The 26418-nt window shown below is 63.7% G+C and carries 19 protein-coding genes and 1 pseudogene; 16 read left to right on the top strand and 4 right to left on the bottom strand.

Annotated elements, in window-relative coordinates:
- Window positions 1-6 precede the first annotated feature (6 nt).
- The gene (locus tag ACN19L_RS22450; protein WP_190786135.1) at window positions 7-2427 is read left to right on the top strand and encodes a multicopper oxidase domain-containing protein; all 2421 of its coding nucleotides are present in this window, start codon (window positions 7-9) and stop codon (window positions 2425-2427) included.
- Window positions 2428-2445: 18 nt separating this feature from the next.
- On the opposite strand, the gene ACN19L_RS22445 is transcribed toward ACN19L_RS22450, so the two are convergent.
- Complete coding sequence (locus tag ACN19L_RS22445) at window positions 2446-3366, bottom strand: toxin-antitoxin system YwqK family antitoxin (RefSeq protein ID WP_426491515.1); 921 nt, start codon at window positions 3364-3366, stop codon at window positions 2446-2448.
- A 267-nt stretch (window positions 3367-3633) separates the two neighbouring features.
- Between ACN19L_RS22445 and ACN19L_RS22440 the strand changes: the two genes are divergently transcribed.
- The 8 genes and pseudogenes from ACN19L_RS22440 to ACN19L_RS22405 all read left to right on the top strand — a co-directional run bounded on the left by ACN19L_RS22440 (window position 3634) and on the right by ACN19L_RS22405 (window position 13529).
- Window positions 3634-4593 carry a site-specific integrase gene (locus tag ACN19L_RS22440; protein ID WP_426491514.1) on the top strand — a complete coding sequence of 320 codons (960 nt, stop codon included), beginning with the start codon at window positions 3634-3636 and terminating at the stop codon, window positions 4591-4593.
- Between the two features lie 104 nt (window positions 4594-4697).
- Entirely contained in the window at window positions 4698-5105 is a 408-nt protein-coding gene (locus tag ACN19L_RS22435; protein WP_426491476.1) for a DNA methyltransferase, read from the top strand.
- A gap of 313 nt (window positions 5106-5418) precedes the next feature.
- Window positions 5419-6012, top strand: coding sequence for a recombinase family protein (locus ACN19L_RS22430; protein WP_426491513.1), 594 nt, complete (start codon window positions 5419-5421; stop codon window positions 6010-6012).
- A gap of 93 nt (window positions 6013-6105) precedes the next feature.
- On the top strand, window positions 6106-6783 hold the full coding sequence (locus ACN19L_RS22425) for a response regulator transcription factor (RefSeq protein WP_426491376.1): 678 nt from the start codon (window positions 6106-6108) through the stop codon (window positions 6781-6783).
- Window positions 6780-7565: a hypothetical protein gene (locus ACN19L_RS22420; protein ID WP_426491377.1), complete on the top strand. Its 786-nt coding sequence runs from the start codon at window positions 6780-6782 to the stop codon at window positions 7563-7565. Before ACN19L_RS22425 ends, ACN19L_RS22420 begins: the two co-directional genes overlap by 4 nt.
- The gene (locus ACN19L_RS22415) at window positions 7511-8896 is read left to right on the top strand and encodes a phosphatase PAP2 family protein (protein WP_426491512.1); all 1386 of its coding nucleotides are present in this window, start codon (window positions 7511-7513) and stop codon (window positions 8894-8896) included. Before ACN19L_RS22420 ends, ACN19L_RS22415 begins: the two co-directional genes overlap by 55 nt.
- A gap of 108 nt (window positions 8897-9004) precedes the next feature.
- Complete coding sequence (omp85, locus tag ACN19L_RS22410) at window positions 9005-10417, top strand: Omp85 family outer membrane protein (protein WP_426491380.1); 1413 nt, start codon at window positions 9005-9007, stop codon at window positions 10415-10417.
- 93 nt (window positions 10418-10510) lie between these two features.
- Window positions 10511-13529, top strand: a pseudogene (locus tag ACN19L_RS22405) (Tn3 family transposase).
- A 32-nt stretch (window positions 13530-13561) separates the two neighbouring features.
- Here ACN19L_RS22405 and ACN19L_RS22400 read toward each other — a convergent pair.
- The 3 genes from ACN19L_RS22400 to ACN19L_RS22390 are packed head-to-tail and all read right to left on the bottom strand — an operon-like array spanning window position 13562 to window position 14648.
- Window positions 13562-13942, bottom strand: coding sequence for a DDE-type integrase/transposase/recombinase (locus tag ACN19L_RS22400; protein ID WP_426493619.1), 381 nt, complete (start codon window positions 13940-13942; stop codon window positions 13562-13564).
- On the bottom strand, window positions 13837-14349 hold the full coding sequence (locus tag ACN19L_RS22395; protein WP_426491321.1) for an IS3 family transposase: 513 nt from the start codon (window positions 14347-14349) through the stop codon (window positions 13837-13839). Before ACN19L_RS22395 ends, ACN19L_RS22400 begins: the two co-directional genes overlap by 106 nt.
- A complete protein-coding gene (locus ACN19L_RS22390; RefSeq protein ID WP_223831499.1) occupies window positions 14346-14648 on the bottom strand; it encodes a transposase in 303 nt (100 codons plus the stop codon). The genes ACN19L_RS22395 and ACN19L_RS22390 overlap by 4 nt, the downstream gene beginning before the upstream one ends.
- Window positions 14649-15804: 1156 nt before the next feature.
- On the opposite strand from ACN19L_RS22390, the gene ACN19L_RS22385 reads away from it, so the two are divergent.
- The 7 genes from ACN19L_RS22385 to ACN19L_RS22355 all read left to right on the top strand — a co-directional run bounded on the left by ACN19L_RS22385 (window position 15805) and on the right by ACN19L_RS22355 (window position 26410).
- Entirely contained in the window at window positions 15805-16734 is a 930-nt protein-coding gene (locus tag ACN19L_RS22385) for a replication initiation protein (RefSeq protein WP_190786131.1), read from the top strand.
- 343 nt (window positions 16735-17077) lie between these two features.
- Window positions 17078-18301, top strand: coding sequence for a di-heme oxidoredictase family protein (locus tag ACN19L_RS22380; protein ID WP_211539204.1), 1224 nt, complete (start codon window positions 17078-17080; stop codon window positions 18299-18301).
- A 10-nt stretch (window positions 18302-18311) separates the two neighbouring features.
- Window positions 18312-18752 (top strand): Rieske 2Fe-2S domain-containing protein, encoded by a 441-nt coding sequence (locus ACN19L_RS22375; RefSeq protein WP_426491511.1) that lies wholly within the window; start codon window positions 18312-18314, stop codon window positions 18750-18752.
- Window positions 18749-19972 carry a hypothetical protein gene (locus ACN19L_RS22370; RefSeq protein WP_190786129.1) on the top strand — a complete coding sequence of 408 codons (1224 nt, stop codon included), beginning with the start codon at window positions 18749-18751 and terminating at the stop codon, window positions 19970-19972. The genes ACN19L_RS22375 and ACN19L_RS22370 overlap by 4 nt, the downstream gene beginning before the upstream one ends.
- Before the next feature lie 319 nt (window positions 19973-20291).
- Complete coding sequence (locus tag ACN19L_RS22365) at window positions 20292-20615, top strand: DUF6660 family protein (RefSeq protein WP_190786128.1); 324 nt, start codon at window positions 20292-20294, stop codon at window positions 20613-20615.
- Window positions 20616-20770: 155 nt separating this feature from the next.
- Window positions 20771-25195: a CusA/CzcA family heavy metal efflux RND transporter gene (locus ACN19L_RS22360; protein WP_426491510.1), complete on the top strand. Its 4425-nt coding sequence runs from the start codon at window positions 20771-20773 to the stop codon at window positions 25193-25195.
- A gap of 24 nt (window positions 25196-25219) precedes the next feature.
- Window positions 25220-26410 (top strand): efflux RND transporter periplasmic adaptor subunit, encoded by a 1191-nt coding sequence (locus ACN19L_RS22355; RefSeq protein ID WP_426491509.1) that lies wholly within the window; start codon window positions 25220-25222, stop codon window positions 26408-26410.
- Window positions 26411-26418: the final 8 nt, after the last annotated feature.

Below are 26418 nucleotides of genomic sequence, written 5' to 3'. Positions count from 1 at the left end.
CGACCGATGCGAATACTCTTTCTACTGGCTGCCCTGCTGGCCGCCATGCCCGCCTGGGCGCAGCACACGCCGGGCATGCGTATGGGCAAAAGCGCCGAGCCTCACCTGACCCAGTCTGCGCCCCCGGCTGCTCAGCTGCAGGGCAAGGTCGTGACGCCTCGCACGAGCTACGTGGGCAAGCGGGTGGAGTACGACCTGTACGTGGACGAGCGCCTGGTCAACTTCACGGGCCGCACCCGCCGGGCCATCGGCATCAACGGCCAGATTCCGGCCCCCACGCTCACCTTCAACGAGGGGGACACCGCCGTGATTCGGGTGCACAACCAGATGCACATGGAAACCAGCATCCACTGGCACGGCCTGCTGCTGCCCAACGAGCAGGACGGCGTGCCCTACCTCAACACGGCCCCGGTCGAGCCGGGCGGCACCCACACGTTTACGTTTCCCCTGATTCAGAGCGGCACCTACTGGTACCACTCCCACACCATGCTGCAGGAGCAGGACGGCGTGTACGGCTCCATCGTCATCCACCCCAAGCGCATTCCCTACGAGATGAGGGAGTACGTGCTGGTGCTCTCCGACTGGACCGACCACAAATCCAAGGAGGTGCTGCGCTACCTCAAGCGCACCGGCGAGTGGTTCGCCGTGCAGAAAGGGGCTACGCAGAGCTACGGCGAGGCCCTGGCCGCCGGCTACTTCAAGGACAAGCTCAAGCAGGAGTGGGGCCGCATGCCGGCCATGGATTTGACGGACATCTACTACAACAAATTCCTCACGAACGGGCAGGAAAAGGGCTATTTCAAGGACGCCAAGCCCGGGGAGGTGGTGCGCCTGCGCGTCATCAACGGCAGCGCCTCGTCCTACTTTTACCTGCAGTACGCCGGCGGTCCTATGCAGGTCATCGCCGCCGACGGCATCAACGTGGAGCCCTTCCCCGTCAACAAGCTCGAAATAGCCACGGCCGAAACCTACGACCTGCTGGTCACGGTGCCCGCTGTGGGCGCGGCCGAGTTTCGGGCCACGGCCAACGACATCACCGGCTACACCTCCACCTTCATCGGGCAGGGCGAGCCGATGAAAGCCCCGGACCTGCCCCGCATCAACTACTTCCAGATGATGCGGGAGATGAACAGCATGGAAGGCATGAGCGGCATGGACATGGGCGGCGCCGGCATGACCAAAGAGCAGGGCAGTGGGGAGATGAAAGGCATGGACATGGCGGGCCACCAGGGCCCGAAGCCAGCCAGTCCGGCTGCTGGTTCGCCCATGCCGGGCATGGACATGCAGCACGGCGCCGCGCCCGCTGCCACGGCCCCCTCACCGCAGAGCCGGCCCGAAAATGCCCAGGAAAAAGCTGGCAAAAGCATGGGCAGCATGCAGGACATGGGCGGCATGGCGGGCATGGACATGGGCGGTATGGCCGGGATGAGCGGCATGGGCGGCAGCGCCGGCGACTTCAACTACAACATGTTGCGGGCCCTTAACCCCACCACGCTGGATTCGACCAAGCAGTGGCGGGAAATCAACCTCACCCTGACCGGCAACATGCTGCGCTACGTGTGGTCGTTTGACAACAAGACCCTCTCGCAGGCCGACAAGATTCCCATCCGCAAGGGCGAGAACGTGCGCATGACCTTTACCAACACCACCATGATGCGCCACCCGCTGCACCTGCACGGGCACTTTTTCCGGCTCGTGAATGCCCAGGGTGCTTATTCGCCGATGAAGCACACCTTCGACATTCAGTCCATGGGCAAGGTCACCATCGAGTTCGACGCCAACGAGGAACAGGACTGGTTTTTCCACTGTCACATCCTCTACCACATGATGGCCGGCATGGCCCGCATCGTGAGCTACGAGGGCACCCCGCAGAATGAGTACGCCCGCACCGACTACAAAGAGCTGAAAAAAGAAGACAACCAGCCTTACCTCTGGGCCGACCTGATGGCGCACTCGCAGGGCGCTTTTCTGGAAAGCACCCTGTCCAACAACCGCAACGCGCTCGAATTCGAGGGCCGCGTGAACTACCAGGGCAACTTCGAAACCGAAACCCACCTGCTGCGCTACCTCGACAATCGGCAGTTTCTCGCCGCCTTTGTCGGCTTTGACTACCGTAACAACCGCACGCTGCTCGCAGAGGGCGAGCGGAACACCAAAAACAACCGGCGGGTGTTCGACGTGGGCCTGTACTACCTGCTGCCCCTGCTCGTGCGCTCGGAGCTGCGCCTGGACAGCAACGGCAAGGTGCGCCTGCAGCTGGAGCGCACGGACCTGCCCCTAAGCAACAACTTCTTCGCCGACCTGCTGGTGAACACGGACCGGGAATACAACGTCGCCTTCCGCTACATGGTCAGCAAGTATGTGTCCTTGAGCACCAACTACGACAGTGACTACAAGTGGGGCGCCGGCCTGACGCTCCACTATTAATCGCCCGGAGGTGTAGCGTTAATTGCAGGCCTTCACCAGGGCGGTCACGCTGAGCGTGGCCGTGGCATCGGTCGTGTAGTTGTCGTTGTTCACGCACACGAAGAAGCGGCGCGTTCCGGAAGGCAACGACATTGGCCGGGTTTCCTGAGGGGTATTGGTTTCCATGCGCAGGCAGGAATTGGGAATGGTTATCGAGCCTTTTGTGGCCAGAAACTGCTGCACCGCTGCCGGATTCGTGGTGATGTACCAGTGACATTTGGTGGACGTCGTGGGCGGCTTGGTGTCCTGCTTCGATAAGGAGGAAGCAGCCATGGACAACAGGGCCACCGTACCGGTGGCCGGATTGCTCAAAGCCGCGGCCATGCTCAAGGCCGTGGACCAGGAAGCGGGCTGGTGGCCGTCACGGATGTCGAGCTTGTACACGATGCCTACCGTGCCCTCGGGTACGTCGATTTCAAACACTTTCCGGCTCAGGTGCATGCAGTTGCTGCAGTGAATCTCCGCGCTGCTGAGCGGCAGGGCATCCTCCACGGCGTATGTGCATTTGATTTCGCGGCCGTCGTCGTGCCAGCTGCGAAAGTCGGATTGCTGGGCGCCGTTGACGTACGTGCCCCGAAAGCTCAGCTTTCCGTTCTCGTGCCAGCCCGTGCACAGCCCTGAAGGCACGTCGGGGTGCTCTTTAACCATCTTGCCTTCCCACTGCTTTTGCCAGGAAGGGTAGAAATAGTCGCGCACCGTGCCCACGGTTTTACCAGCCGCGTCGTGGCGGGCAATACGGGCGTAGGCCACTTCCTCCAACGTTTCGGTGCGCTCCCAGTCCCGGTCGAAGTAGACGGTATCGGCTGGAGGAAGCGTTACCGAGGCCGGCTTGGGACGCTGGGCCAGCGCGGTAACAGTACTAATAAGGAGTAGGAACTGCAGAAAGTAAAGTTTTACCATACAGAGTAAGCCAGCGGAAAAGACAGAGTAGCGGTTGGTAAATGTACTGACAAGTCGCTTTGTGTCTAATTCTCACATGGGGCTACATGAATGGGTAGGCAGCAAGTTGGGACGTCGTACTTGTTACTTAAGATGCCAAAGTTCTCGCGCAACGCTGAGCCAACTCTTTTTTCGATAAGGTATGATAAGTCTTAGTTATCATACCCTATTCACTACTTTTGGGAAACGCTCCGTTTTCGTGTTTTCACTCCTTATATATAGGCTGCCGTGAGCTCCGTCCCCGTCATTCCCTCATCGCCCGCTTCCGCCGGTCTGGCGCACCTGACCGAACACACGACTCGGTATGTCGAAGCCGGCCTGCAAGGAGCACCAAACACGGCCCGGGCTTATGCTGGTGACTGGCGCCGCTTCACCGAGTGGTGCACCACGCACGGTCAGGTGGCGCTGCCGGCGTCGGTGGATACGCTCGCGGGTTTTGTGACCCACCTGGCCGAAGCGGGTAAGAAGGTGTCGACCATTCAGCGCAGTTGCGCGGCCATCAGCAAGGCCCACGCGCTGCGTGACCTGGCTTCGCCCACAGATGATAAGAAATTTAAGGTGCTGATGGACGGCATCAGCCGGTTGAAAGGCGTGCGGCAAAAGCAGGCGCCGGCGTTTTCACTGGCCAGCTTCAAGCGCACCATTAAACATCTCGATGCCAGCACGCCGGTGGGCTTGCGCGACAAGGTCATCCTGCTGCTGGGCTTTACTGGGGCCTTCCGCCGGTCCGAGCTGTCGGCCCTGGACCTGGACGACTTGACGTTTTCCGAGGATGGGCTTACCATTAACCTCAAACGCAGCAAGACCAACCAGTTGGGGGAAGCGGAAGAAAAGGCCATTTTCTATTCGCCGGACCCGGCGCTTTGTCCCATTCGAACGCTGCAGGCTTGGTTAAGACTGTTGGAGCGCCCGTCGGGGCCCATTCTGGTTTCGTTTCGCAAGGGTGGCCGACTCACCGACCGCCGGCTGACCGATGTGCACCTCAACAAAATCGTGCAGCGACACCTGGGCCCGAAGTTTACGGCTCATTCGCTGCGAGCCTCGTTTGTGACGGTGGCCAAGCTCAACGGAGCCGATGACAGCGAAGTGATGAACCAGACGAAGCACAAGACGAGCGAAATGATTCGACGCTATACTCGCCTTGACAACGTGCGGCAACACAATGCGGCGCAAAAACTGGGCTTATAACGCCTTCATTTTCTAAAAACTATTATTTATAGCACAATGCTTTGCTAAATTCAATAGCACGCCGTAACGATTCCTGAAAAGAATGGGCTTAACTTTCGTCTGAAATGACAACAATGACTGCTCCAACCCGACGTCAAAAAGAGGCTGTTACAGCCTCTCCACTATATATACAAGGTGACATTGGCCTGAACCAACCCAAGGTGAGTGACGGCAAGCCAGCAGTGATGCTTGTGCCCGTTGAGGCATCGGTAGACATGCCTCCTCCTGCTTCTTCCCAACCGGCCTTTGTTCAACGGATTCTCGGAGATGCCACTCGCGTTTCATCAGTTATTCCTGCTAAGTCGGTTGACCTTATTGTGACCTCTCCACCGTATTGGCAGAAGAGGGATTATGGGCACGCTGATCAATTGGGCCAAGAAGCGACGCCTGCAGAATACGTGCAGGCGCTTATCGGTGCGATGAGGGATTGGAAAAAAGTGCTTAAGAATACGGGATCCATTGAGGTGGTCTAGCTAAGCTGGACAGAGTTGGGACGTTGTTTGAAGGTGGAGTTCGAAATGGTTGGGAGCTTGGTAGCCGAGGGCGGAATGGCGTCGTTCGGCGTTGTAGTAGGGGTCGCACTAGAGTAGGAACGGAAAACAACGCTAAGGCCAGTTGGTCGAATTTTGGCGGGTCGGGGTGTCTCAGAATACGTGCGTTTTTCCGCTCCGCTGGTCGCGCTCGTTTGGCCTCCTTACGAGTCGGGCAAAAACTGTCTCATATGCTGTTCTCACGAATCAATGGCTCGCTATCTTTGCTCCTGCTGACTTCCTGAGAATACCGCCTATGATTTTCGGCTACGCCCGTGTTAGTACCCCCGACCAGCAGCTACACCTGCAAACCGATGCCTTGCAGGCCTACGGCTGCGCGGAGGTCGCGCAGGAAAAAGTATCGTCCGTGAAAGAGCGCCCGGCGCTGCAGCACCTGCTGACCCGCCTGCGGGCGGGCGATACGCTCGTGGTCTGGAAACTCGACCGACTGGGCCGCTCGCTCAAAGACCTGGTCACACTGGTCAGCGGCTTTCAGCAACAGGGGATTCACTTTGTCAGCCTGCAGGACCATCTGGACACGACCACCGCCCAGGGCCGCCTCATGTTTAACCTGTTTGCCTCGCTGGCTGAGTTTGAGCGCGACATCATTCGGGAGCGCACCAAGGCGGGCCTGACGGCGGCCCGGGCACGGGGGCGCCAGGGCGGCCGGCCTAAAGGTCTTTCCAAAGAAGCCCTCTCCAAAGCCCAGGCCGCAAAAACGCTTTACCTGCAACAAGACAAGACGGTAGCAGAAATCGGGCAACTGCTGGGAGTGGGCCGGGCCACTATTTACCGTTACCTGGCCTATCTGGGGGTAGCAACCGGCGGAAAAGCGCAGGAAGCGGCGTAGTTCGGGCCGTTCTATCCAGACAGCTCAGTGCCCCCGTCAGAAAGTCTTCAGAATTGCCAGCTACCTTTCAGCCGTTCCTCACCTTGCACTCCCGTGAAGCTGCTGATTGTAGAAGACGAGCCGGCCCTGCGCACCTCCTTGATGGAGTACCTGCGCCAGGACGGCTACGTGGTGGAAGCAGCGGCCAGCTACGAACAGGCGCACGAGAAAATCAAGCTCTACCAGTACGATTGCGTGCTGCTGGATTTGACCCTGCCCGACGGCAACGGGCTGGACGTGGTGCGCACGCTCAAGGCCGACCGCTCCCCGGCCGGCGTGCTCATCGTCTCGGCCCGGGGCGCGCTCGACGACAAGGTGCTGGGCTTGGAACTGGGGGCCGACGACTACCTGGCCAAGCCGTTTCACCTCTCGGAACTGAGCGCCCGGCTGAAGGCCATCATCCGGCGGCGGCAGTTTCAGGGGCAGCGCCACCTACTGTTTCAGGAGTTGACCGTGTTTCCCGACCAGGCCCGGGTACTGGTCAACGGGGAACCTGTAACGCTTACGCGCAAGGAATTTGACTTGCTGCTGTATCTGCTCACCAACCCCGGCCGCGTGCTGACGAAGGAGTCCATTGCCGAGCACGTCTGGGGCGACGCGGCCGATGCGGCCGACTCCTTCGACTTCCTCTACACCCACCTCAAGAACCTGCGGCGCAAGTTGCAGGACAAAGGAGCCGGCGACTACATCCGCTCCGTGTACGGGGTGGGCTACAAGCTTAGCGCAGAATGAAGCTGCTGGCCGCCACCAACCGCTACTACCTGCTGCTGGCCACCGTGCTCTTCACGGCCGGCAGTGTGTTCCTCTACTACGGCGTGCGCTGGACGCTGCAAAGCGAAGTGGAGGAGCGCCTGTTTCAGCAGCGTGACTACTTGCGGGCGCAGGTGCAGCGCACCGGCCACCTGCCCGGCACCCCGTTTGAGGGCCGCATGCAGCTCAGTGCGCAGCCGCAGCCGGAAGGGCTGCGCGATACCCTGCTGCTGGAGCCCCTGGAAAACGAGTTGGAGCCCTACCGCCAGCTCACGTTTCGGCTGCCGCTGAACGGGCAAACCCAGTGGGTATCGCTCAGCAAGGCCCTGCTGGAAACCCATGACGTGCAGCGCCTGATTGTGCTGTTGCTGGTGGGGGTGCTGGGTACGCTGCTGCTGGGCGTGGTGGGGCTCAACCGCTGGCTGACCCGCCGCCTCTGGGCCCCGTTTGAGCAGACCCTCCACCAGCTGCGCGGCTACGACGTGCGCCAGCACCAGGTGCTGCACCTGCCTGATGCCCACATTGAGGAGTTCGCCCAGCTCAACCACACGCTCACCCACCTGAGCGAGCGGGTCGCGGCCGACTACATGTTGCTCAAAGCGTTCACGGAAAACGCCGCCCACGAAACCCGCACCCCGCTGGCCATCATGCAGGCCAAGCTGGAACAGCTGCTCCAGCTGCCGGATTTGCCCGCGCCGGCCGGCCCTTGGTGGGCGACCTGTACGCGGCCGTGCAGCGGCTGGCCCGCCTGCACCAGGGGCTGACGCTGCTCAGCAAAATTGAGAACCAGCAGTTTGCCGCCGCCCAGCCGGTGCCGCTGGCCGAGCTGCTGCGCGAAAAGCTGAGCCAGCTGGAGGAATTCATCCAGCAGAAGGAGTTGCAGCTGGACGTGCAATTAAATGCCGCGCCGTTGCTTATGCTGCACCCCGCGCTGGCCGATTCGCTGCTCAGTAACCTGCTGCACAACGCCATCCGGCACAACTTGCCGGGCGGCCTGTTGCGGTGCAGCTGCGTGCCACCGAGCTGGTCATCACCAATGCCGGCCCCGCCCTGGCGGCGCAGCAGAAACCCGCACAGTTTTTCGAGCGGTTTCGCAAGCAGAATGCCGCTTCGGACTCGCCCGGCCTGGGGTTGTCCATCGTGCAAAGCATCACGACCTTCTATGGCTTTACCGTGGCATACGACTACGCCCCGGATTCGGCGCGGCATACGCTGCGTGTCCGGTTCGCTTCAGCGGTTCCCCGCCCCTGACCCCTACAGAATGTGCACAGAATTGCGCTCTACGTTTGGGGCGTACCTGCTGCTTTTTTGTATGCCCCGCTCCGTGTTGCTCCCCTGGCTGTGCTGGCTGCTCCCCCTGTTCCCGTCCCGGGCCCAGACGGCGCCTGCTGTTTCGGTACCGCCTTCCCTGCGTGACTCCACCACCCGCCCGCCGCTCTGGCAGGGGCCGGTGGCGCGGGCGCTGCTGGTGCCTACGCTGCTGCTCACGGCCGGCGCCCTGACCACCCATCGGGTGGAGGCGCTGGAATCAGACGAGGAGCTGCGGGAGGAAATCCGCGAGCATATGGGCCGGCCCACGACGACGCTCGACAACCAGCTCCGGTACCTACCAGGGGCCGTAACGCTCGGCCTGGGCCTGGCCGGGGTGCCGGGCCGTCACAAACCCGTGGACCAGCTGCTGCTGGCGGCGCTGGCCTTCACCCTCAACGATGCGGTGACCAGCAACCTGAAGAAGCTCACGCAGGTGCAGCGCCCCGACGGTTCCGACTTCCATTCCTTTCCCAGCCAGCACACCAGCCTGGCCTTCGCCTCGGCTACGTTTCTGCACAAGGAATACGGCGGGCGTAGCGTCTGGTACAGCGTGGGCGGCTACTCGCTAGCAGCGGCCACGGGAGGTATTCGCATGGCCAAAGACGTGCATTGGTTTTCCGATGTGCTGGCCGGAGCCGGCGTGGGCATTCTGTCAACGCAGGCCGCGTACTGGCTGTACCCGCTGGTAACAAAACCACTGCGCAAGGTGCTGGGCAACCGGGCGCTGGTCGTGCCCAGCTACCAGCAGGGGGCCATCGGGGCCACCGCCGTCATGGCGTGGTAAGGCAAGAGAAGGAAACTACAGAATGCCTTCAGAATCGTGCGGGAGCTTTGTCGGGCTAACCTGCGCCAACGAGCCAGCGCATGGCTTCCTCACTAACGGTCCCTCCCATTGCCCAGCAAAAAACAGATAAAAACAAGCCTGTTGCGTACCTGGCTCACGGCCTCTCTGGGCCTGTGCGCCGCCGCTGCCTCCGCCCAACAAGTGGACAGCCTCTCCTTTATCCGCTCCAAGCGCATGTCGGATGCCGACCTGGCCAAAAAACGGGAAGGCCTGTTCGTGACCGGCTTGCCCGACCTCTCGTCCGACCCGGTGACGGGCTTCGGTGTGGGGGTTAAAACCAACATCATCTGGAACGGCACCCGCGACAACCCGCTGTTTGCCTACACGCCCTACCTCACACGCCTGCGCGCCAACGCGGCGTACTTTACCACCAACGCCCGCGAGCTGACGCTGTCCCTGGACGTGCCCTACTACAAAGGCACGCGCTGGCGTTACCGCGTGGACTTCAAGGCCCAGCAAAACCCGGCCAACCTGTACTTCGGCTCGTCCGAAACCACGCTCGGCCGCCTGCGCCTGCCCTCCAACCCGGACGAGACGTTTGCCACCTACGCGGAATATGACGCGGCCCGCAAAACCCTGCGGCCCGGGCAGGCCGGCGAAGCCGCCGAGGTCACCGATGCGCTGTCCAACCGGTTCCGGGAAACCGAGTTCATGCTCAACCTCAAAGCTGACTACGCCCTGGGCAAAGGTCGCTGGCGCGTGATGGGCGGCTACGAGATTCAGCACCTCTCCTACGACACGTTCCAGGGCACCAAGGCCGAGGCCACCCGTAACGGCGAAGAAACCACGGCGCCTAACGGCACGTCGCTACTGCAGCGCGATGCCCAGCAGGGGCGCATCTTTGGCCTGGACGGGGGGTGGGTGTCCATTATCCAGACGGCGCTGATTCACGACACGCGCGACTTTGAGCCCGACCCGACCCGCGGGGTATACTTTGAAGCCGCCAACGAGTTTTCCAGCCCCGCCATCGGTTCGCAGTTCAGTTTCAACAAGCTGTTTTTCCAGGGCCGGGCCTACCGCAAGCTGCCCGTGGGTCCGCGCACGGTGCTGGCCGGGCGGGTCGGCGCGGGCACCATTTTCGGGAAAGAAGCGCCGTTTTTTGAGTTTCAGGACCAGTGGAGCCCCGACGGCAGCATCAACGCCCTGGGCGGGCGGCAGTCGCTGCGGGGCTACCGGGCCAACCGCTTCCTGGCCCGCTCGCTGGCCTTTGCCAACGCCGAGCTGCGCATCCGGCTGGCCGATGTCAAGCTGGGCAAGCAGAACTTCGGGCTGGGCGTGGCCCCGTTCGCGGACGCCGGCACGGTGCGCGACCGGTGGCAGGACCTAGGCTTTCGCGACGTCCGGTTTTCGTACGGAGCCGGGGCGCGCATTGCCTGGAACCTGTCCACCATGCTCTACGCGGACTACGGGGTGTCCAAGGAAGACCGGCTGTTCTACTTCGGCATCGGCCAGAATTTCTAACCCCGTGGCGGCGCGGCGCTTCCCGGCCGGTTGTTCGGGTTTGATAGCGGCACCGTGCGCCATTTGGCTTATTCTTTCGCGCCTCCCTGGCCCATGCCCGTAGAATTCCTCAGTGACGAGCAGGCCGCCCGCTTCGGCTGCTACGCCGACGAGCCCAGCCCCGAACAGCTGGCCCGGTTCTTTTACCTGAGCGCAGCCGATGGCCACCTCCTGGCCGCGCGCCGACGCCCCGCCAACAAACTCGGGTGTGCCGCAGCTCTGCACCCTGCGCTTTTTGGGCACCTTTCTGACCGACCCGCTGCGGGTACCGGCCGTGGTGGTGCAGACGCTGGCCGAGCAGCTGCACCTGCCTGCGGACGCCTTGGCCGCGTACCGGACCCGGCCGAACACGTGGTACGACCACCAGGCCCGGATTGTGGCCCACCTCGGGTACACCCCGTTTGACGGGCGGCAGACGTTCCGGCTCACCCGCTGGCTCTACGCGCAGGTGCTGACGAGCACCGTCCGGCCCAGCGTGCTGTTTGATTTGACCACGGCCCACCTGGTCGCCCAGCGGGTCGTCTTGCCCGGCGTTTCGTTACTCGCCCGCCTGATTGCGCGGGTCCGCGAGCGCACCGGCCGCCACCTCTACCGCCAGCTGCGCACCCGCCTGAACCCGTCCCAGCAAGCGGCGCTGGAAACCCTGTTGACCGTGCCGGCCGGCGAGCGGCTCACCCACCTGGAGCGCCTGCGCACCCCGCCCACCCGCGTGTCCGCCCCGGCGCTGGCGGCCGCTTTGCGCCGGGTGGGCGAAATCCGCGCCCTGGGCGTGAGCGCCGTGCCCGTGGCCGACTTACCCGAAGCCCGGTTGGCGCGCCTGGCCCGCCATGCCCAGCTGGCTTGGGCACAGACGCTGGTGCGCATGGGCGAGGAACGCCGGCTGGCCACGCTGCTGGTCTTCGCCCAGACCCTGGAGCGCACCGCTACGGACGACGTGCTCGACCTCTTCGACAGCCTGCTCACGTCGCTGGCCCTGCGGGGCGAAACCAAGCGCCGGCGCGAACGCCTGCGCTCGCTCAAGGACCTGGACCAGGCCGCGTTGCTGCTCCAACAGGCCGTGGAACTGCTGCTCGACGAGGCCGTACCGGCCGGGCAGGTACGCCAGCAGGTGTTCGACCGCCTGGGCCAGGCGCCCTTGCGCGCTGCGGCGGCCACCGTGCAGGAACTAGCCAGTCCGCCGGAGGACCCGCTGGCCGAAGCCTTGAGCGGCAGCTACGCCACGGTGCGCCGGTTCCTGCCCGCCTTGCTGGCCGGCGTCGCCTTCGAGGGGACGCCCACCGCCAAACCGCTGCTGGAGGCCTGGGCCTTTTTGCAGCAGCAGGAAGCCGGCGGTCGGGGCCGCCCGAAGTGGTCGGCCGCGCCCCGCACGGTCGTCCCGAAGGGGTGGGCCCGGCGGGTGTTTCCCGCCAAAGGGGAAGTGAATCCCCAGGCGTACACCCTCTGCGTACTGGAACGGCTGCAGCACGCCGTGCGCCGCCGCGACGTGTTCGTGCCGACCAGCGAGCGCCACGCCGACCCACGGGCCGAACTGTTGCGCGGGGACGCCTGGGAAGCCGCCCGGGATTCGGTGGCCCGGGCCCTGGACCGCTCCCTGGACCCGGCAGTGGAACTGGCCCGTCTGGGGCAACTGCTGCGCACGGCGTATGCGGACGTTGGGGAGAACCTGGCGCAGCACACCACCCTGCAGGTGGTCGAGCAAGACGGTCAGCCGGTCGTCACCCTCAGCGCCTTACCGGCGCAAGAAGAGTCCGAGCACCTGGTGCACGTGCGCGAGCAGCTGGCGGCGGCCCTGCCCCAGGTCGAAGTAGCGGCCCTGTTGCGGGAGGTGGACGCGTTTACCGGCTTTTCCCTCGCCTTTACCCACGTGGCCGACGGGCAGCCCGCCGCCGCCGACCTGCCGCTCAGTATCTGTGCCGTGCTGTTGGCCCAGGCGTGCAACCTGGGGCTAAAAACCGTGGCCCGGGCCGACGTGCCGGCCCTGACGCTGGCGCGCCTGGCGTGGGTGCAGCAAAACTACCTGCGCGCCGAAACGCTCACCGCCGCCAATGCCCGCCTGGTGGATGCCCAGGCGGGGCTGCCATTGGCCCAGGCCTGGGGCGGCGGGGAGGTGGCCTCGGCCGACGGCATGCGCTTCGTGGTGCCCGTGCGCACGCTGCACGCGGGCTGGAACCGCAAATACTTCGGCTCCCAGCGCGGGGTGACGTACTATAACTTCACCAGCGACCAGTTCACGGGCTTTCACGGCATCGTCATTCCCGGTACGCTGCGCGACTCTTTGTTCATCCTGGCCGGGTTGCTGGAACAACAAACCCGCCTGGACCCGCGCGAAATCATGGCCGATACCCACGGCTACAGCGACGTGGTATTTGGCCTGTTTTCGCTGCTGGGCTACCGCTTCAGCCCCCGCCTGGCCGACTTGGCGGACCAGCGCTTCTGGCGGCTGGAAAAAGAGGACGACTACGGTCCGCTCAACGAGTTGGGCCGCCACGTGGTCAACGCCCGCCTGATTCACGCCCACTGGGACGACATGCTGCGCCTGGCCGGCTCTCTGAAACTCGGCAAAGTCAAGGCCACGGCCGTCATGCGCACCCTGCAGCGAGCGGGCTCGCTCTCGGGGCTGGGGCGGGCGGTCGCCGAATTGGGCCGCGTCGAAAAAACATTGTATTTATTAGCCTACGTGCAGGACGAGGCCTACCGCCGGCGCATCCTGGTGCAGCTCAACCGGGGCGAGGGGCGGCACGCCGTGGCCCGGGCCGTCTTTCACGGCAAGAAAGGGGAGCTGCGCCAGCGCTACCGCGAGGGCATGGAAGACCAGTTGGGCGCCCTTGGACTCGTGGTCAACGCCCTGGTGCTGTGGAACACCCGCTATCTGCAGCACGCCCTGGAACGGTGGCAGCAGACGGAAGGCGTGCTGAACCCGGACGACGTGGCGCGCCTCTCGCCCTTGCTGCACGAGCACGTTAACATGCTGGGCCGCTACGATTTCAGCCTGCCCGAAGACATTGCCGCCGGCGAAATGCGCCCGTTGCGCAACCCCGCCAACTGGGAAGAACGGCTGGTCGAATTTCCTTAGCGTTGTTTTCCGTTCCTACTCTAGTGCGACCCCTAGTAGGCGATGTGGTGGCTGATTTCGAGCTTGGCTTCGGCCAGGCCGGGGAAACTGCCGCCGTCGAGCAGTTCGGCTTTGAAGCGGCTCCAAAAGGACTCGGCGTGGGCGTTATCGTAGCAATTGCCGCGCCGGCTCATGCTTTGCACGGCCCCGTGGCGGGCCAGTAAGTCCTTGAAGCGGGTGGCCGTGTACTGGCTGCCCTGGTCGGAGTGCACGACCAGCCCGGCCGGGGGGCGGCGCACGACCAGGGCGCGACGGAGCGCCTCGCTGACTAGGTCCTCCGGCATGGTGTCGCGTACGTCCCAGCCCACGATTTTGCGCGAGCAGCGGTCGAGCCAGACGGCCAGGTAGAGCCAGCCGCCGCCCTGGCGGGGCAGGTAGGTGATGTCGCCCACCCAGACCCGGTTCGGGGCGGTGGGGCCGGCTGGCCGAGCAAGCGGTTAGGCGCCGCGCGCACGGCCGGGTCCGAGTCGGTGGTGCGGGGCACAAACGAGCGCGGCTGCTGGGCCCACAAGCCGTGCGCCTTTAGCACGCGGCGGATGCGCCAGCGGCCCACCGCGTGGCCTTGCGCCTGTACCTCCGCCCGCAGCCGGCGGGTGCCGTAGCGTTGGTTGTGGTGCGCAAATACCTCGCGCACGGCCAGTTGCCAGGCCGGCTCGACCACCGGCTGCTGCCGGCGGCGCTGCCACGCATAGTAGGCGGCCGGGGCCACGCGCAGCACCTGGCAAAGCTGGCGCACGGGTACGTGGGCCCGGCGTTGGGCGATGTGCTGGTAGGTGCTCACCGGGTCGGCTGGCCGAAGATGACCAAGGCTTTTTTTAAAATGTCGAGCTCCTGCTCGGCCCGTTTCAGTCGGGCCCGCAGGGCGCGCACTTCCGGGTCGCGCGCCACTTCCTCACTGCCCACTTCGGCCACGAGCTGCGCCTGCTGCCAGCGGTAGAGCAGCTTGGGGCTGATGCCCAACTGCCGCGCCGCCGCTTGGGTGCTGCGGCTCTCGCTGGCCAGGCGCAGGGCCTCGGTCTTAAACGCCTCGTCGTATTTACGCCGTTTGTCGGGCGACGCCCCGTTCTTTTTGGCTGTCATCACAGAAGAAATATACGTCCTTCTTCTGTCCGTCTTGCCTAGACCACCTCAGGGACAGATGGGCTATTCTAAGGCAAAGGAAACAGGTCAAATCGATGCTACCTACGGCTCAATGCCCTTTCCGGGTACGTAGGAGCCCTTTTTTAGCACTTGCCGCTACACCTGGTATGGTTAGGTCAGCCGGGTTAACTCCTCAGTAAGGCCTTAGTATCGCGTTGAATAACCGCCTGCCAGGTGCTACTACCTCGCTTTCCGGCTTATAAAACCTATTAGTTCACGAAAATGCATAGCTCGACTGTAGGCTGGTGGGCCAGCTAAAAAATAGATTTTATAAGCCTTGGGGTCCTTGTGGGCACCATTTTCCTGGTTAGGGGCTCCCTGCTGGCCTGCTACAGTTGCCGCTGAAGATGCTGGCGAAGGAAACCTGTGAGACTTATAAAATCTATTAATGAGCCCTTCGTGAGCTTTCAGCGTAGTTTTTAAGTACCTTTGGGGTTGGTAAGAGTGTTCTAAATAGTAGAAAAAGGTAAAAAAATCTTTAAAAAGTGCAATCGCGTTTTGTGCTTATTTAGACTCCTTTTTTTGTTGTTTTCGTTCGGGTATCGCCCTAAACCACCACTTTAAATGCTTTTGTACCCCAGCTTCAACAAGCTTGTGAGTATTTTAAGTATTTAAGGTATTTGCAGGGGCCACAACTTTTTGTATCACAGCAACTTAAGCCGCTTCAGTAATAGGTTTTATAAGCGAGCTAATAGGTTTTATAAGCCAAGTAATAGGTCTCATAAGCGGACTAATAGGTTTTATAAGTCCAGCTAATAGCTTTCATAAGCTGATTAATAGAGCGTCCTTGCATAAGCTATTAATTCGCTGTCTGGGCCCAACTAATAGATTTTATAAGTCACTTCGGGTGCGGCCCCAGGAGCAGCCCGAAGCTGACGGCCCTGAACTAATAGGTTTTATAAGCCGAACTAATAGCTTTTATAAGTCTCGCGGAAAGCTCGCGCCCGGCTAACTAATAGCTTTCATAAGTCTAACTAATAGCTTTTATAAGCCGCCTTGGCCCTGCGCCAGTTCCTTGCTCATAGATTCAGGATTTGGCTCTATTAGTTTCCGATTTAAGCCGTATGTTTGCTTTGTATCACCCCAGTAGCTGCGTATGGCCGCGCCCGAATCCACCGTTCCGATTGAAATCCGGCAGCACAACGCGCTGACGACGGCCCGCTACGAGATGAGCGCCTGCGAGATGGACATTGTCTTTTCGCTGCTCTCCAAGCTCACCAAGCAGGATAAGGCCGGCACCATCTACGAAATCCGGGTGCAGGAGCTCATGGAGATGACCGGCCGCACCTGGAACTACAAGCAGCTGCTCGAATCCACCGAGAACCTCAACAGCCGCGTCTACCACATCGAGAACGGCAAGACCCTGTTGCAGGTGAGTCTGCTGGCCTCGGCGCTGTACCGCAAGGGCGAGGGCACCATTGAGCTGGAGATATCCGAGCGCATGCGGCCTTTCCTGATTGACCTGAAAAGCAACTTCACGTCCTACCGCTTGCAGGCCGCCTTCAGCTTGAGCAGCAAGTACGCCAAGCGCATCTACCAGCTGGCCTCGCAGTGGAAGGACATCGGGGAAACCAAGACCTACTCGCTGGACGAGTTCAAGGGCATGCTCAAGCTCAAGGACCCGGCCGGCAAGGAGCCCGAGCAGTACTCCCAGATTTCGGCCCTGCAGAAGTACGTGCTCGACGTGGCCACGAATCAAATCAACGAGCACACCGACCTGCGCATCAAGTACGAGCTCCTGAAAAAGGGCCGCTCCTACCAGAGCATCAAGTTCTACGTCAACACCCAGGTACCCCAGCAGCTGCCCATCCCCTTCGAGCTGGAAGCCGACGACGCCAAGGTGCAGCTGGCCCGCAAGCACCTTGAAACCTTAGGCATCGCCGAGCCCAAGCTGGTGCAGGACATTCTGCAGTCGTCCAAGCACGTGGATGCGCTGTTTGCCTTCATCTACAAGCTGAAAACCGATAAAATCAAGGCCACCAAGAACCCGGGCGGCCTGTTTTTGAAAATGCAGGGGCTGCGCTAACCTATATATTACTTAAGTGGGGAAAGGGCCCCTTCGTGCCTGCGGCTTATCGGCTGCGGAAACGAAGGGCCCCTGCATGTTGCTGGTTTGCCAAATGCTGTTGGAGTAGCAGCCGATTCTTCCCCTTGCGGATATGCTCGCCAAGCCCTCTACGGAGGAATTGCTAGCGTCTGGCCAAGCAAGGAGCCTACGCTACCGGTCTTGTTGCTCCTCCAAAGACCGGCCCAACGAGTTCCGAAAGCCTGAGTGAACACTCTTAAGGCTAATCAGTATTAAGGCGTACTAAAAATATTTTTAGATTGGTCTAAATTTCGTTCTTTTGCCTAAACTTATCCTTGCTCCTATGCGGCTGCACACGTACGTAACAGGACCGGGACTGCGCCGCAGCGCGGTGGCCGCAGCGGCGCTGGGGTTCATGCTAGCCTCGTGCGAGCTGATTTTTCCCGCTGCCCCAGCCGACGACGCCGTGCTGGACGGCCCCGTAGCAGGCCTTACGCCCGAGCAGCACGCGCAGTTTCTGCGCGGAGACGTAGCCTTCAACGACGAGGTATTCACCTCCCGCACGGGCCTGGGGCCGGTCTTCGTAGCCGCGAGCTGCGGCAGCTGCCACGCCGGCGACGGCAAGGGCCACCCGTCAACCACGCTCACGCGTTTCGGACAGGTGGACAGCACCGGCAACTTGTTTCTGGCCCGCGGCGGCCCGCAGCTGCAGCACCGGGCCTTGCCGGGCTTTCAGCCTGAGCAGCTGCCGGCCGGGGTGGCGCACAGCCGCTTTACCCCCCCGGCCAACACGGGCCTGGGCTTTCTGGACGCGGTGCCAGACCAAACCCTGCTGGCCCTGGCCGACCCGCAGGACGCGGACGGCGACGGCATCAGCGGCCGGCCCAACTGGATTCAGGCCCCGGGCTACGTCACCGAGCGCCCCGTCACCCGCACCCGGGGCGGGCGGCACCTCGGGCGCTTCGGCAAAAAAGCGGCTGCCTACGACTTGCTGCACCAAACGGCCACGGCCTACAACCAGGACATGGGCATCGTCTCCAGCTACGAAGCCCGGGACGCCCACAGCGGCCAGCTGGCGGATCCCGAAGTCAGCAACCAAACCGTGCTGGACGTGGTGGCCTACCTGAAACTGCTCAAAACGCCCGTGCAGCGCGAACCGCGCCACCCGGACGTGCTGGCCGGCCAGCAGCTGTTTCTGCGCATCGGCTGCGGCAAGTGCCACACCCCGGAGCTAACCACAGGCGCGTCGCCCGTTGCGGCCTTGGCCCACCAAACGGTGCGCCCCTACACGGACCTGCTGCTGCACGACATGGGCCCGGGCCTCAACGACGGCTACACCGAAGGCACCGCCGCCCCGGCCGAGTGGCGCACCCCGGCGCTGTGGGGCCTGGGGCTGTCGCCCAATTCGCAGGGCGGCAGCTACTTTCTGCTCCACGACGGGCGCGCCCGCAGCTTCGAAGAAGCCATTCGCCAGCACGGCGGGGAAGGACAAGCCAGCCGCCAGCAGTTTGAGGGGCTGTCCGCCGAGCAGCAGCGGCAGCTGGTGCGTTTTCTCCAGAGCCTGTAACCCCTACCCCATGGACCGACGTGAATTCGTGCGCCGCGGCTGCGCCGCCTGCGCGGGCGTCACCCTGCTCGCCCCGCTGTTGCAGGGCTGCGCCGCGACCCGCTACGCCACCGGCACGCTCCACCGGGACGGGCTGTTGCTCGACGCCAGCGAGTTTCTGGCCCCGGACGGCACGCTGCGCCCCTACGTGGTAGTGCGCCACGAAGCGCTGCACTTCCCCATCTGCGTGTTCCGCTTCAGCGACGCGGACTACGCGGCCCTGTGGATGCAGTGCGCCCACCTCGGGGCCGAGCTGCAGGTCAGCGGGCAGGCGCTGCAGTGCCCGGCCCACGGCAGCGAATACGACAACCGCGGGGTAGTCACCAACGGCCCGGCCGACCAAAACCTGCGGCGCTTCCCGGTGCAGGTCGCGGCCCACCGCCTCTTCATCGACCTGCGCGCCACCTCATGAAGCACCTTTTCGCCCTTTTGCTGCTGGCCGGGGCCCTGCCCGCCGCGGCGCAGATCGACCCTGTGCTGCTGCGCCGCGTGCCGCGCGACACGAGCCGGCTGCAGCTGAACATGGACGCGGTCTACAACCGCCCCTTCGCGCAGCCCGGGCGCCTGCCCGTGGCCCTGGGCGGCTACGTGGAGGCCAACTACCAGTACGCCGCCACGGACGGGGTAAGCGAGGGCCACCAGTTCCAGATGCGGCGGCTCACGCTCTTCATCTCCAGCAGCATCGCCCAGCGCATCAAGTTCCTGACCGAAATCGAGTTCGAAGACGGCACCAAGGAAATCAGCCTCGAATTTGCCTCCGTCGATTTCGAGTTCAGCCCCTTGCTCAACGTGCGCGGCGGGGTGGTGATGAACCCCATCGGCGCCTTCAACCAAAACCACGACGGGCCGAAGTGGGAATTCGTGGACCGGCCGGTAGCGGCTACGCAGCTGCTGCCGGCTACCTGGAGCAACGTGGGCGCGGGCCTCTACGGCAAGAAGTTCGGCGAGACCTGGGTGGTCGCCTACGAGGCGTACCTGACCAACGGCTTCGACGACCAGATCATCTCCAACGCGGAAAACCGTACCTTCTTACCAGCCAGCAAGCGCAACCCCGACCGCTTCGAGGAAAGCTTCAACGGGGTGCCCCTGCTGACCACCAAAGCGGCGCTGCGGCACCGGCGCGTGGGCGAAGTAGGGCTCTCGTACATGGGCGGGATCTACAACAAATTCGAGGACGACGGCCTACGGTTGGATAGCCGCCGCGGCGTGCAGGTATGGGCGCTGGATCTGGCAACCACCGTGCCCGGGAGCCGCACCGCGGTGACGGGCGAATGGGCCTGGGTGCGGGTTAACATTCCCGAAGCGTACTCGCCCCAGTACGGCCGGCACCAGGCCGGCGGCTTTGTGGATGTGGTGCAGCCGGTATTGCGCGGCACGCAGCTGGGCTTTGCGAAGGCGGTGCTCAACGCCGCCCTGCGCCTGGAATACGTGGACTGGAACCGCGACCGGTTCGCCGAAACCGGGGGGCGCATCGGCGAGGAAGCGCTGTGCGTGGTGCCCGCCGTGAGCTGGCGCCCGACGGCCCAGACCGTCATCCGCCTCAACTACCGCCGGCAGTGGGACCGGGATTTTTTGGGCAACCCGCCGGCCCGCACGGCCGCGGTGCAGCTGGGATTTTCCTCGTACTTCTAAGCCGAGCCCCGGCCCAAATAAAAGGGCAGGAACGGCGGTTTTCTGTGGGCGGCCCCGGTTCGCGAGCGAGCCCAGCTTCTGAAGCAGGGTGCTGTTTCCTATCCAATAGAGCCCCCTTAGGTATCGGGCCGTTGCAACAGTGGGGAAACTTAATACCTGCCCACAGCTGTTTTTCCAGTACCGTGCCTGCATCCGCGTGGCCCGCCGCCTGACTGGTGCTTCCACATCCCATACCCCGACCGGTCCAGCAAAGAATTGTGTTCTGCGCATATCCTTTCGCCGTCGCCTGCGTATGTTTGCACCACCCCGCCCATAAGCGATGCGCTTTTTCTCCGTCTTTTTTGCGCTGTACCTAGCCATTCTGGCTTGCCTGCCCTGTGCCGACGCGGCGCCGGTGCCGGTGGATGGCGCGCGGAGCTTTGTCAGCGCCGGGGAGCACAAACCGGCGGCCCACGAGCAATTGGATTGGTGCTCGCCCCTGTGCCAGTGCCACTGCTGCTCGGGCACGTCCCTGCCCTCGGCCACGGGAACGGCCCTGCCGCTGCCGGCCGTACCCGTTGCGGCGGCGCAGTGCTTTGCCCGGCTTTTGCCCCCGGCCCCGCAGCAGCGGGCGGGTAGCATCTGGCAACCCCCCCAAGCCTAGTTTCCTGTTCCATCCGGCTCTCGTTAGCCGGGCGCGGGCACGCTGCTGTGTCCGCGCCCGGCTAACGTGTGACGTCCGTGCGCGTCCCCGCCGCGGCCCCGTTGAGCCCGTCTCCGGCGCCCCTTTCCAGGATTTCTAGTCTTACCCCAGCCAGCATGTTTGACCGGCTCATTCATTTTTCCATTCACAACAAACTCATCATCGGGATCCTGACCCTGGCCTTGATTGCCTGGGGCGGCTACTCGTTGAGCCGGCTGCCGATTGACGCGGTGCCCGACATCACCAACAACCAGGTCGTGGTGTACACGGTGGCCCCTTCGCTGGCCGCCGGCGACATCGAGCGGCTGGTTTCCTTTCCTATCGAACAGAGCGTAGCCACCATTCCCGAGCGGAAGGAAGTGCGCTCCTTTTCCCGCTTTGGCCTCTCGGTCGTGACCATCGTCTTCGAGGATGACGTCGATATTTACTGGGCCCGCCAGCAGATAGCCGAGCGCCTGCGCGAGGCGGAGAGCCAAATACCCGCCGGCATCGGCCAGCCGGAACTGGCGCCCGTGAGCACCGGCCTGGGCGAGATTTACCAGTACCTGGTACGCCCCAAGCCCGGCTACGAGAAAAAGTACGACGCCCGGGAGCTGCGCACGATTCAGGACTGGATTGTGCGGCGGCAGTTGCTGGGCACGCCCGGCGTGGCCGACGTGACCTCTTTCGGCGGGCTGCTCAAGCAATACGAAATTGCCCTCGACCCCACGCGCCTGCGTTCGCTAAACGTAACGGTGGATCAGGTTTACCAAGCTGTTTCACGCAACAACCAGAACGCCGGCGGGGCTTACCTCGACCAGAAGCCCACGGCTTACTTCATCCGCACCGAAGGCTTGGCCGAAAACGCCGCCGACCTGGGCAACATCGTGGTGCGCAACACCCAGGGCGGCCTGCCCGTGCTGGTGCGCGACGTGGCCGACGTCCGGCTGGGCTCGGCGGTGCGCTACGGGGCCATGACCCGCAACGACGAGGGCGAAGTCACCGGCGGCATCGTGCTCATGCTCAAGGGCGCCAACGCCAACGAGGTCATCAAAGCCGTCAAGGCGCGCATGGCCACGGTGGAGAAGTCGCTGCCGGAAGGCGTGGCCATCGACGTGTACCTGGAGCGCTCCGACCTGGTGGGCCGCGCCATCAACACGGTCACGACGAACCTCATCGAAGGGGCACTCATCGTCATTTTCGTGCTGGTGCTGTTTTTGGGCAACCTGCGCGCCGGTCTGGTCGTGGCCTCGGTCATTCCGCTGGCCATGCTCTTTGCCATCAGCCTGATGCGGGTGTTTGGCGTCTCAGGCAACCTGCTCTCGCTCGGGGCCATCGACTTCGGGCTGGTCGTGGACGGGGCCGTCATCATCGTGGAAGCCATCGTGCACCGCCTGCACGCCGGGCACGCGCCGGGCCACGCCGCGAACGGCAAGCTGACCCAAGATGAAATGAACGAGGAAACCTACCAGGCAGCTTCGCAGATTCGCTCTTCGGCCGCCTTTGGCGAAATTATCATCCTCATCGTGTACCTGCCCTTGCTGGCGCTGGCCGGCATCGAGGGCAAGATGTTCAAGCCCATGGCCCAGACCGTGGCCTTTGCCATCATCGGCGCCTTCATCCTGAGCTTGACGTACGTGCCGATGATGTCGGCGCTGGCCCTGAGCCGCAACACCAAGCACAAGCGCAACATCTCCGACCGCATGATGAGCTGGCTGGAAGCGCGCTACCGCCCCGTACTGGAGTGGGCCCTGCGCCGCAAAGCGCTGGTGCTCGGCACGGCCGTGGCGCTGTTTGCCGGGTCTCTGCTGCTGTTTCGCACGTTGGGCGGGGAATTTATTCCGCAGCTCTCGGAAGGCGACTTTGCCATTGAGATGCGCACGCTCACCGGCTCGTCGCTGAGCTACACCGTGGACAAAAGCCAGCAGGCCGGCGGCATCCTCAAAAAGCAATTCCCTGAAGTGAAAGAGGTGGTCGCCAAAATCGGGGCCGCCGAAATTCCCACCGACCCCATGCCGGTGGAAGCGGCCGACGTGATGGTGATTCTGGAAAAAGACCAGAGCAAATGGACCTCGGCCAGTAACCGGGAAGAGCTGGCCGAGAAAATGGCCGAGGCCTTGAGCGTCATTCCTGGGGTGACCTTCGGCTTTCAGCAGCCCATCCAGATGCGCTTCAACGAGCTCATCAGCGGCGCCAAGCAGGACGTGGTGCTCAAAATCTACGGCGAGGACCTGCAGCAGCTGGCCCGTTACGCCGAGCAGGCTGCCCGCCTGGTACGGCAAGTAGAAGGGGCCGAAGACGTGTACGTGGAGCAGGTCACCGGCTTGCCCCAAATCGTGGTCAAGCTCGACCGCAACCGCCTGGCCCGCTTCGGGCTGAACGCCGAGGACGTGAACCGCACGGTGCAAACGGCTTTCGCCGGGCAGAGCGCCGGGCAACTCTTCGAACAGGAGCGCCGCTTCGACGTGGTGCTGCGCCTGGCGCCCGAGCTGCGCCAGAACATCACGCAAGTGCGGCAGTTGCTCATCGCTACGCCCAGCGGCGAGCAGGTGCCGCTGGAGCAGGTGGCCACGGTCAGCCTGCAGGAAGGGCCCAACCAGATCCAGCGCGACGACGCGCAGCGCCGCATCACGGTGGCCTTCAACGTGCGCGGCCGCGACGTGGAGAGCGTGGTGCAGGAGCTGCAGGGCAAGGTGGAGCAACAACTCAAGTTCGCCCCGGGCTACTACACCACCTACGGCGGGCAGTTCGAAAACCTGCGCGAGGCCACCCAGCGGCTAAGCATCGCCGTGCCCGTGGCCCTGACACTGATTTTCGTGCTGTTGTTCTTCACGTTCAAATCCTTGAAGCAGTCGGTCATGATTTTCACGGCCATTCCGCTCTCGGCCATCGGCGGGGTATTGGCCCTCTGGCTGCGGGGCATGCCCTTCAGCATCTCGGCCGGCGTGGGCTTCATTGCCCTCTTCGGCGTGGCGGTGCTCAACGGCATCGTGCTCGTTGGCTACTTCAACCAGCTCAAGACCGAGGGGCGCACGGACCTCTACCAGCGCATTCTGGAAGGCACCCAGGTGCGTCTGCGGCCCGTGCTGATGACGGCGACGGTGGCCTCGCTGGGCTTCCTGCCCATGGCCCTCTCGCAGTCGGCCGGCGCGGAAGTGCAGCGCCCCCTGGCCACGGTCGTCATCGGCGGCTTGGTGACGGCCACGCTGCTCACCCTGCTGGTGCTGCCGGTGCTCTACGCCCTGTCGGAGCGCAACGCCAAGCCCCACACCGACGAACACCCGGAACAACCCGCTCGCACGGCGGTGCCCACGGCCCTGCTCGTGCTGCTGGTGCTGGGACTGTGCAGTTGGCTCGGTGTCCCGGCGGCGCGCGCGCAGGGGCCCATCACCTCCGCCCAAGCAGTCAGCCAGGCCTTGCAGGCCAACGGCACGGTGCAGGCGGCGCAACGCGCCTTGGAAGCCCAGCAGGCGCTGCGCCGCACCGCTTTTGACGTGGGCCGCACGACCATCCTGGGTACGTACGGGCAGGTGAACTCGCCCTTGTCCGACAACGTGCTGAGCATCGGCCAGTCGCTGGCCTTGCCGGGCTACTACAAAGCGCAAGCCGGCCTGAGCCAATCCCAGATTGCCACCCGCGAGCAGCAGCTCTCGCAGGTGCAGGCCGAGTTGCGCCGGCAAGTGCGCCGCAGCTACGAGCAGGCCGTGCACGCCCGCAACCGGCAGCGTACGCTGCGCGGGCAGGACAGCATCTACTCTGAGTTCCTGCGCGCGGCCCAGCTGCGCTTCAAGACCGGGGAAGTCAACCGCCTGGAGCCGGCCAACGCCATCATCCAACAGGGCGAAACGCAGAACCTGCTGGCCCAGGCCCAGGCCGATCTGGTAGTTGCCGAGCGGCAATTGCAGGCCCTGTTGCAGGCCCCGCAGCCGGTCGCCGTGGCCGATAGCAGCCTGCGCCCTCTGGCGACGCCGGCATCGCTGACTGATACCGCCCGGCTGGCCACCACGCCGCAGGCGCGCGCATTGCAACAACAAATTGCCGAGCGGCGGGCGGAAACCCGGGTGGAGCAGGCCCAAGGCCTGCCCCAGGTAACGCTGGGCTACACCAACCAATCCCTGCGGGGCACCTACGAAGTTGATGGTCGTCAGCAGACTTACGGGACGGGCGACCGGTTCCAGAGCGTGCAGGCCGGCGTGGCCATTCCGCTGCTGCGCGGGCCGCAGAAAGCCCGGGTACAGGCCGCCAAGCTGCAGGAGCAGGCGGCCGCGGCCACTTACCAGCGCTACCGGGCCGAAGCCGCCGCCCAGCTCGACGAGCTGCGCGTGCGCCTGCAGGAACAGCAGCGGCGGGTGCAGTTCTACGAGCAAACCGCCCTGCCCCAGGCGGCCGTCATCGTGCGCCTGAGCCAACTGGCCTACAAAGCCGGCGAAACCACCTACTCCGAACTGCTGCTCAACCTGGAGCGCGCCCTGGGTGTGCGCACGGCCTACCTCGACGCCGTGCTGCAGCACAACCAGACCGTCATCGACCTGGACTACCTGCTCGGCGCCGCAGCCCAATAACTTCCTCCTCTCGACATTCTCATTATGAAGAACATTGCATTCCTGACGCTGCTGCTGGCCCTGACCGCGGCGGGCTGCGGCGCAGACAAGCAAAAAGCGGCCGAACCCAAAGAAGCGGCCGAAGCCGGCGCGAACCCCGAAGCGGCCGAAGCTGGCGGCGAGGCCGACGAAGCAACCGATCTGGTCACCCTGTCGGCGGCCGAACAGCAGGCCGGGGGCCTGAAAACCGGCCGGCTCTCGACCCAGGCCATGGGTGCGGGCCTGGCCGTGAACGGCACGTTGGACGTGCCGCCGGAAAGCTCGGTGTCCATCACCGCCCCGCTGGGCGGCTACGTGCAGCACACCGAGCTGCTGCAGGGCACGCGGGTGCGCAAGGGCCAGGTGCTGGCCGTGTTGCGCAACCCCGAGTTCGTGACCCTGCAGCAAACGTACCTGGAAACGCGCAGCCGCCTCAAGTTCGCCAACGCCGAACTGGCCCGGCAGCGGGAGCTCTACCAGCAGGAAGTGGCGCCCCTGAAAAACTACCAGCGGGCCCAGGCCGAAGCCGAAGCGCTGCAGGTACAGACCAATGCCCAGGCCGCGCAGCTGCGCATCGCCGGGCTGCCCGTGGGCGGGGCCATCACCCCCACGGCCACGCTGCGCGCCCCGCGGGCGGGCTTTGTGCGCGCCGTCAACGTGACGGTGGGGCAGAGCGTGACGGCCACCGAGCCGCTGTTTGAAATCGTGGACCCCGAACACCTGCACGTGGAGCTGACCGTGTTCGAGAAGGACGTGGCCCGGGTGCAGAACGGTCAGCTGATCCGCTTCACCCTGGCCAGCGACTCCACCGGCTCCCGCCGCGAGCGGACCGCTCGCGTGTACCTCGTGGGCAAGGCCATCGGCGAGGACCGCACCGTGCGCGTGCACGGCCACCTCGACGAGGAAAACGACCCGGCCCTGCTGCCGGGCCTCTACGTGCGCGCCACCATCGAAACCGGCCGCAGCGACGCCACGGCCCTGCCCGACGCGGCCTTGGTGCGCTTTGAAGGCCAGTACTATGCCTTTGCCGTGGAAGCGGCCGGCCGCTACCGCATGGTGCCCGTCACCCTAGGCCGCAGCGAGGACGGCTACACCGAAGTCGTCCTGCCCGAGGCCGTGCCCGCCACCACCACTTTCGTCACGGACGGGGCGTACTCGCTGCTGGCCAAACTCAAGAACGCGGAAGAAGAAGAATAGAAAATTCC

This window comes from Hymenobacter sp. 102, from assembly GCF_049949205.1.
Taxonomy (GTDB): domain Bacteria; phylum Bacteroidota; class Bacteroidia; order Cytophagales; family Hymenobacteraceae; genus Hymenobacter.
This window is presented reverse-complemented; position numbering and strand designations above follow the sequence as displayed.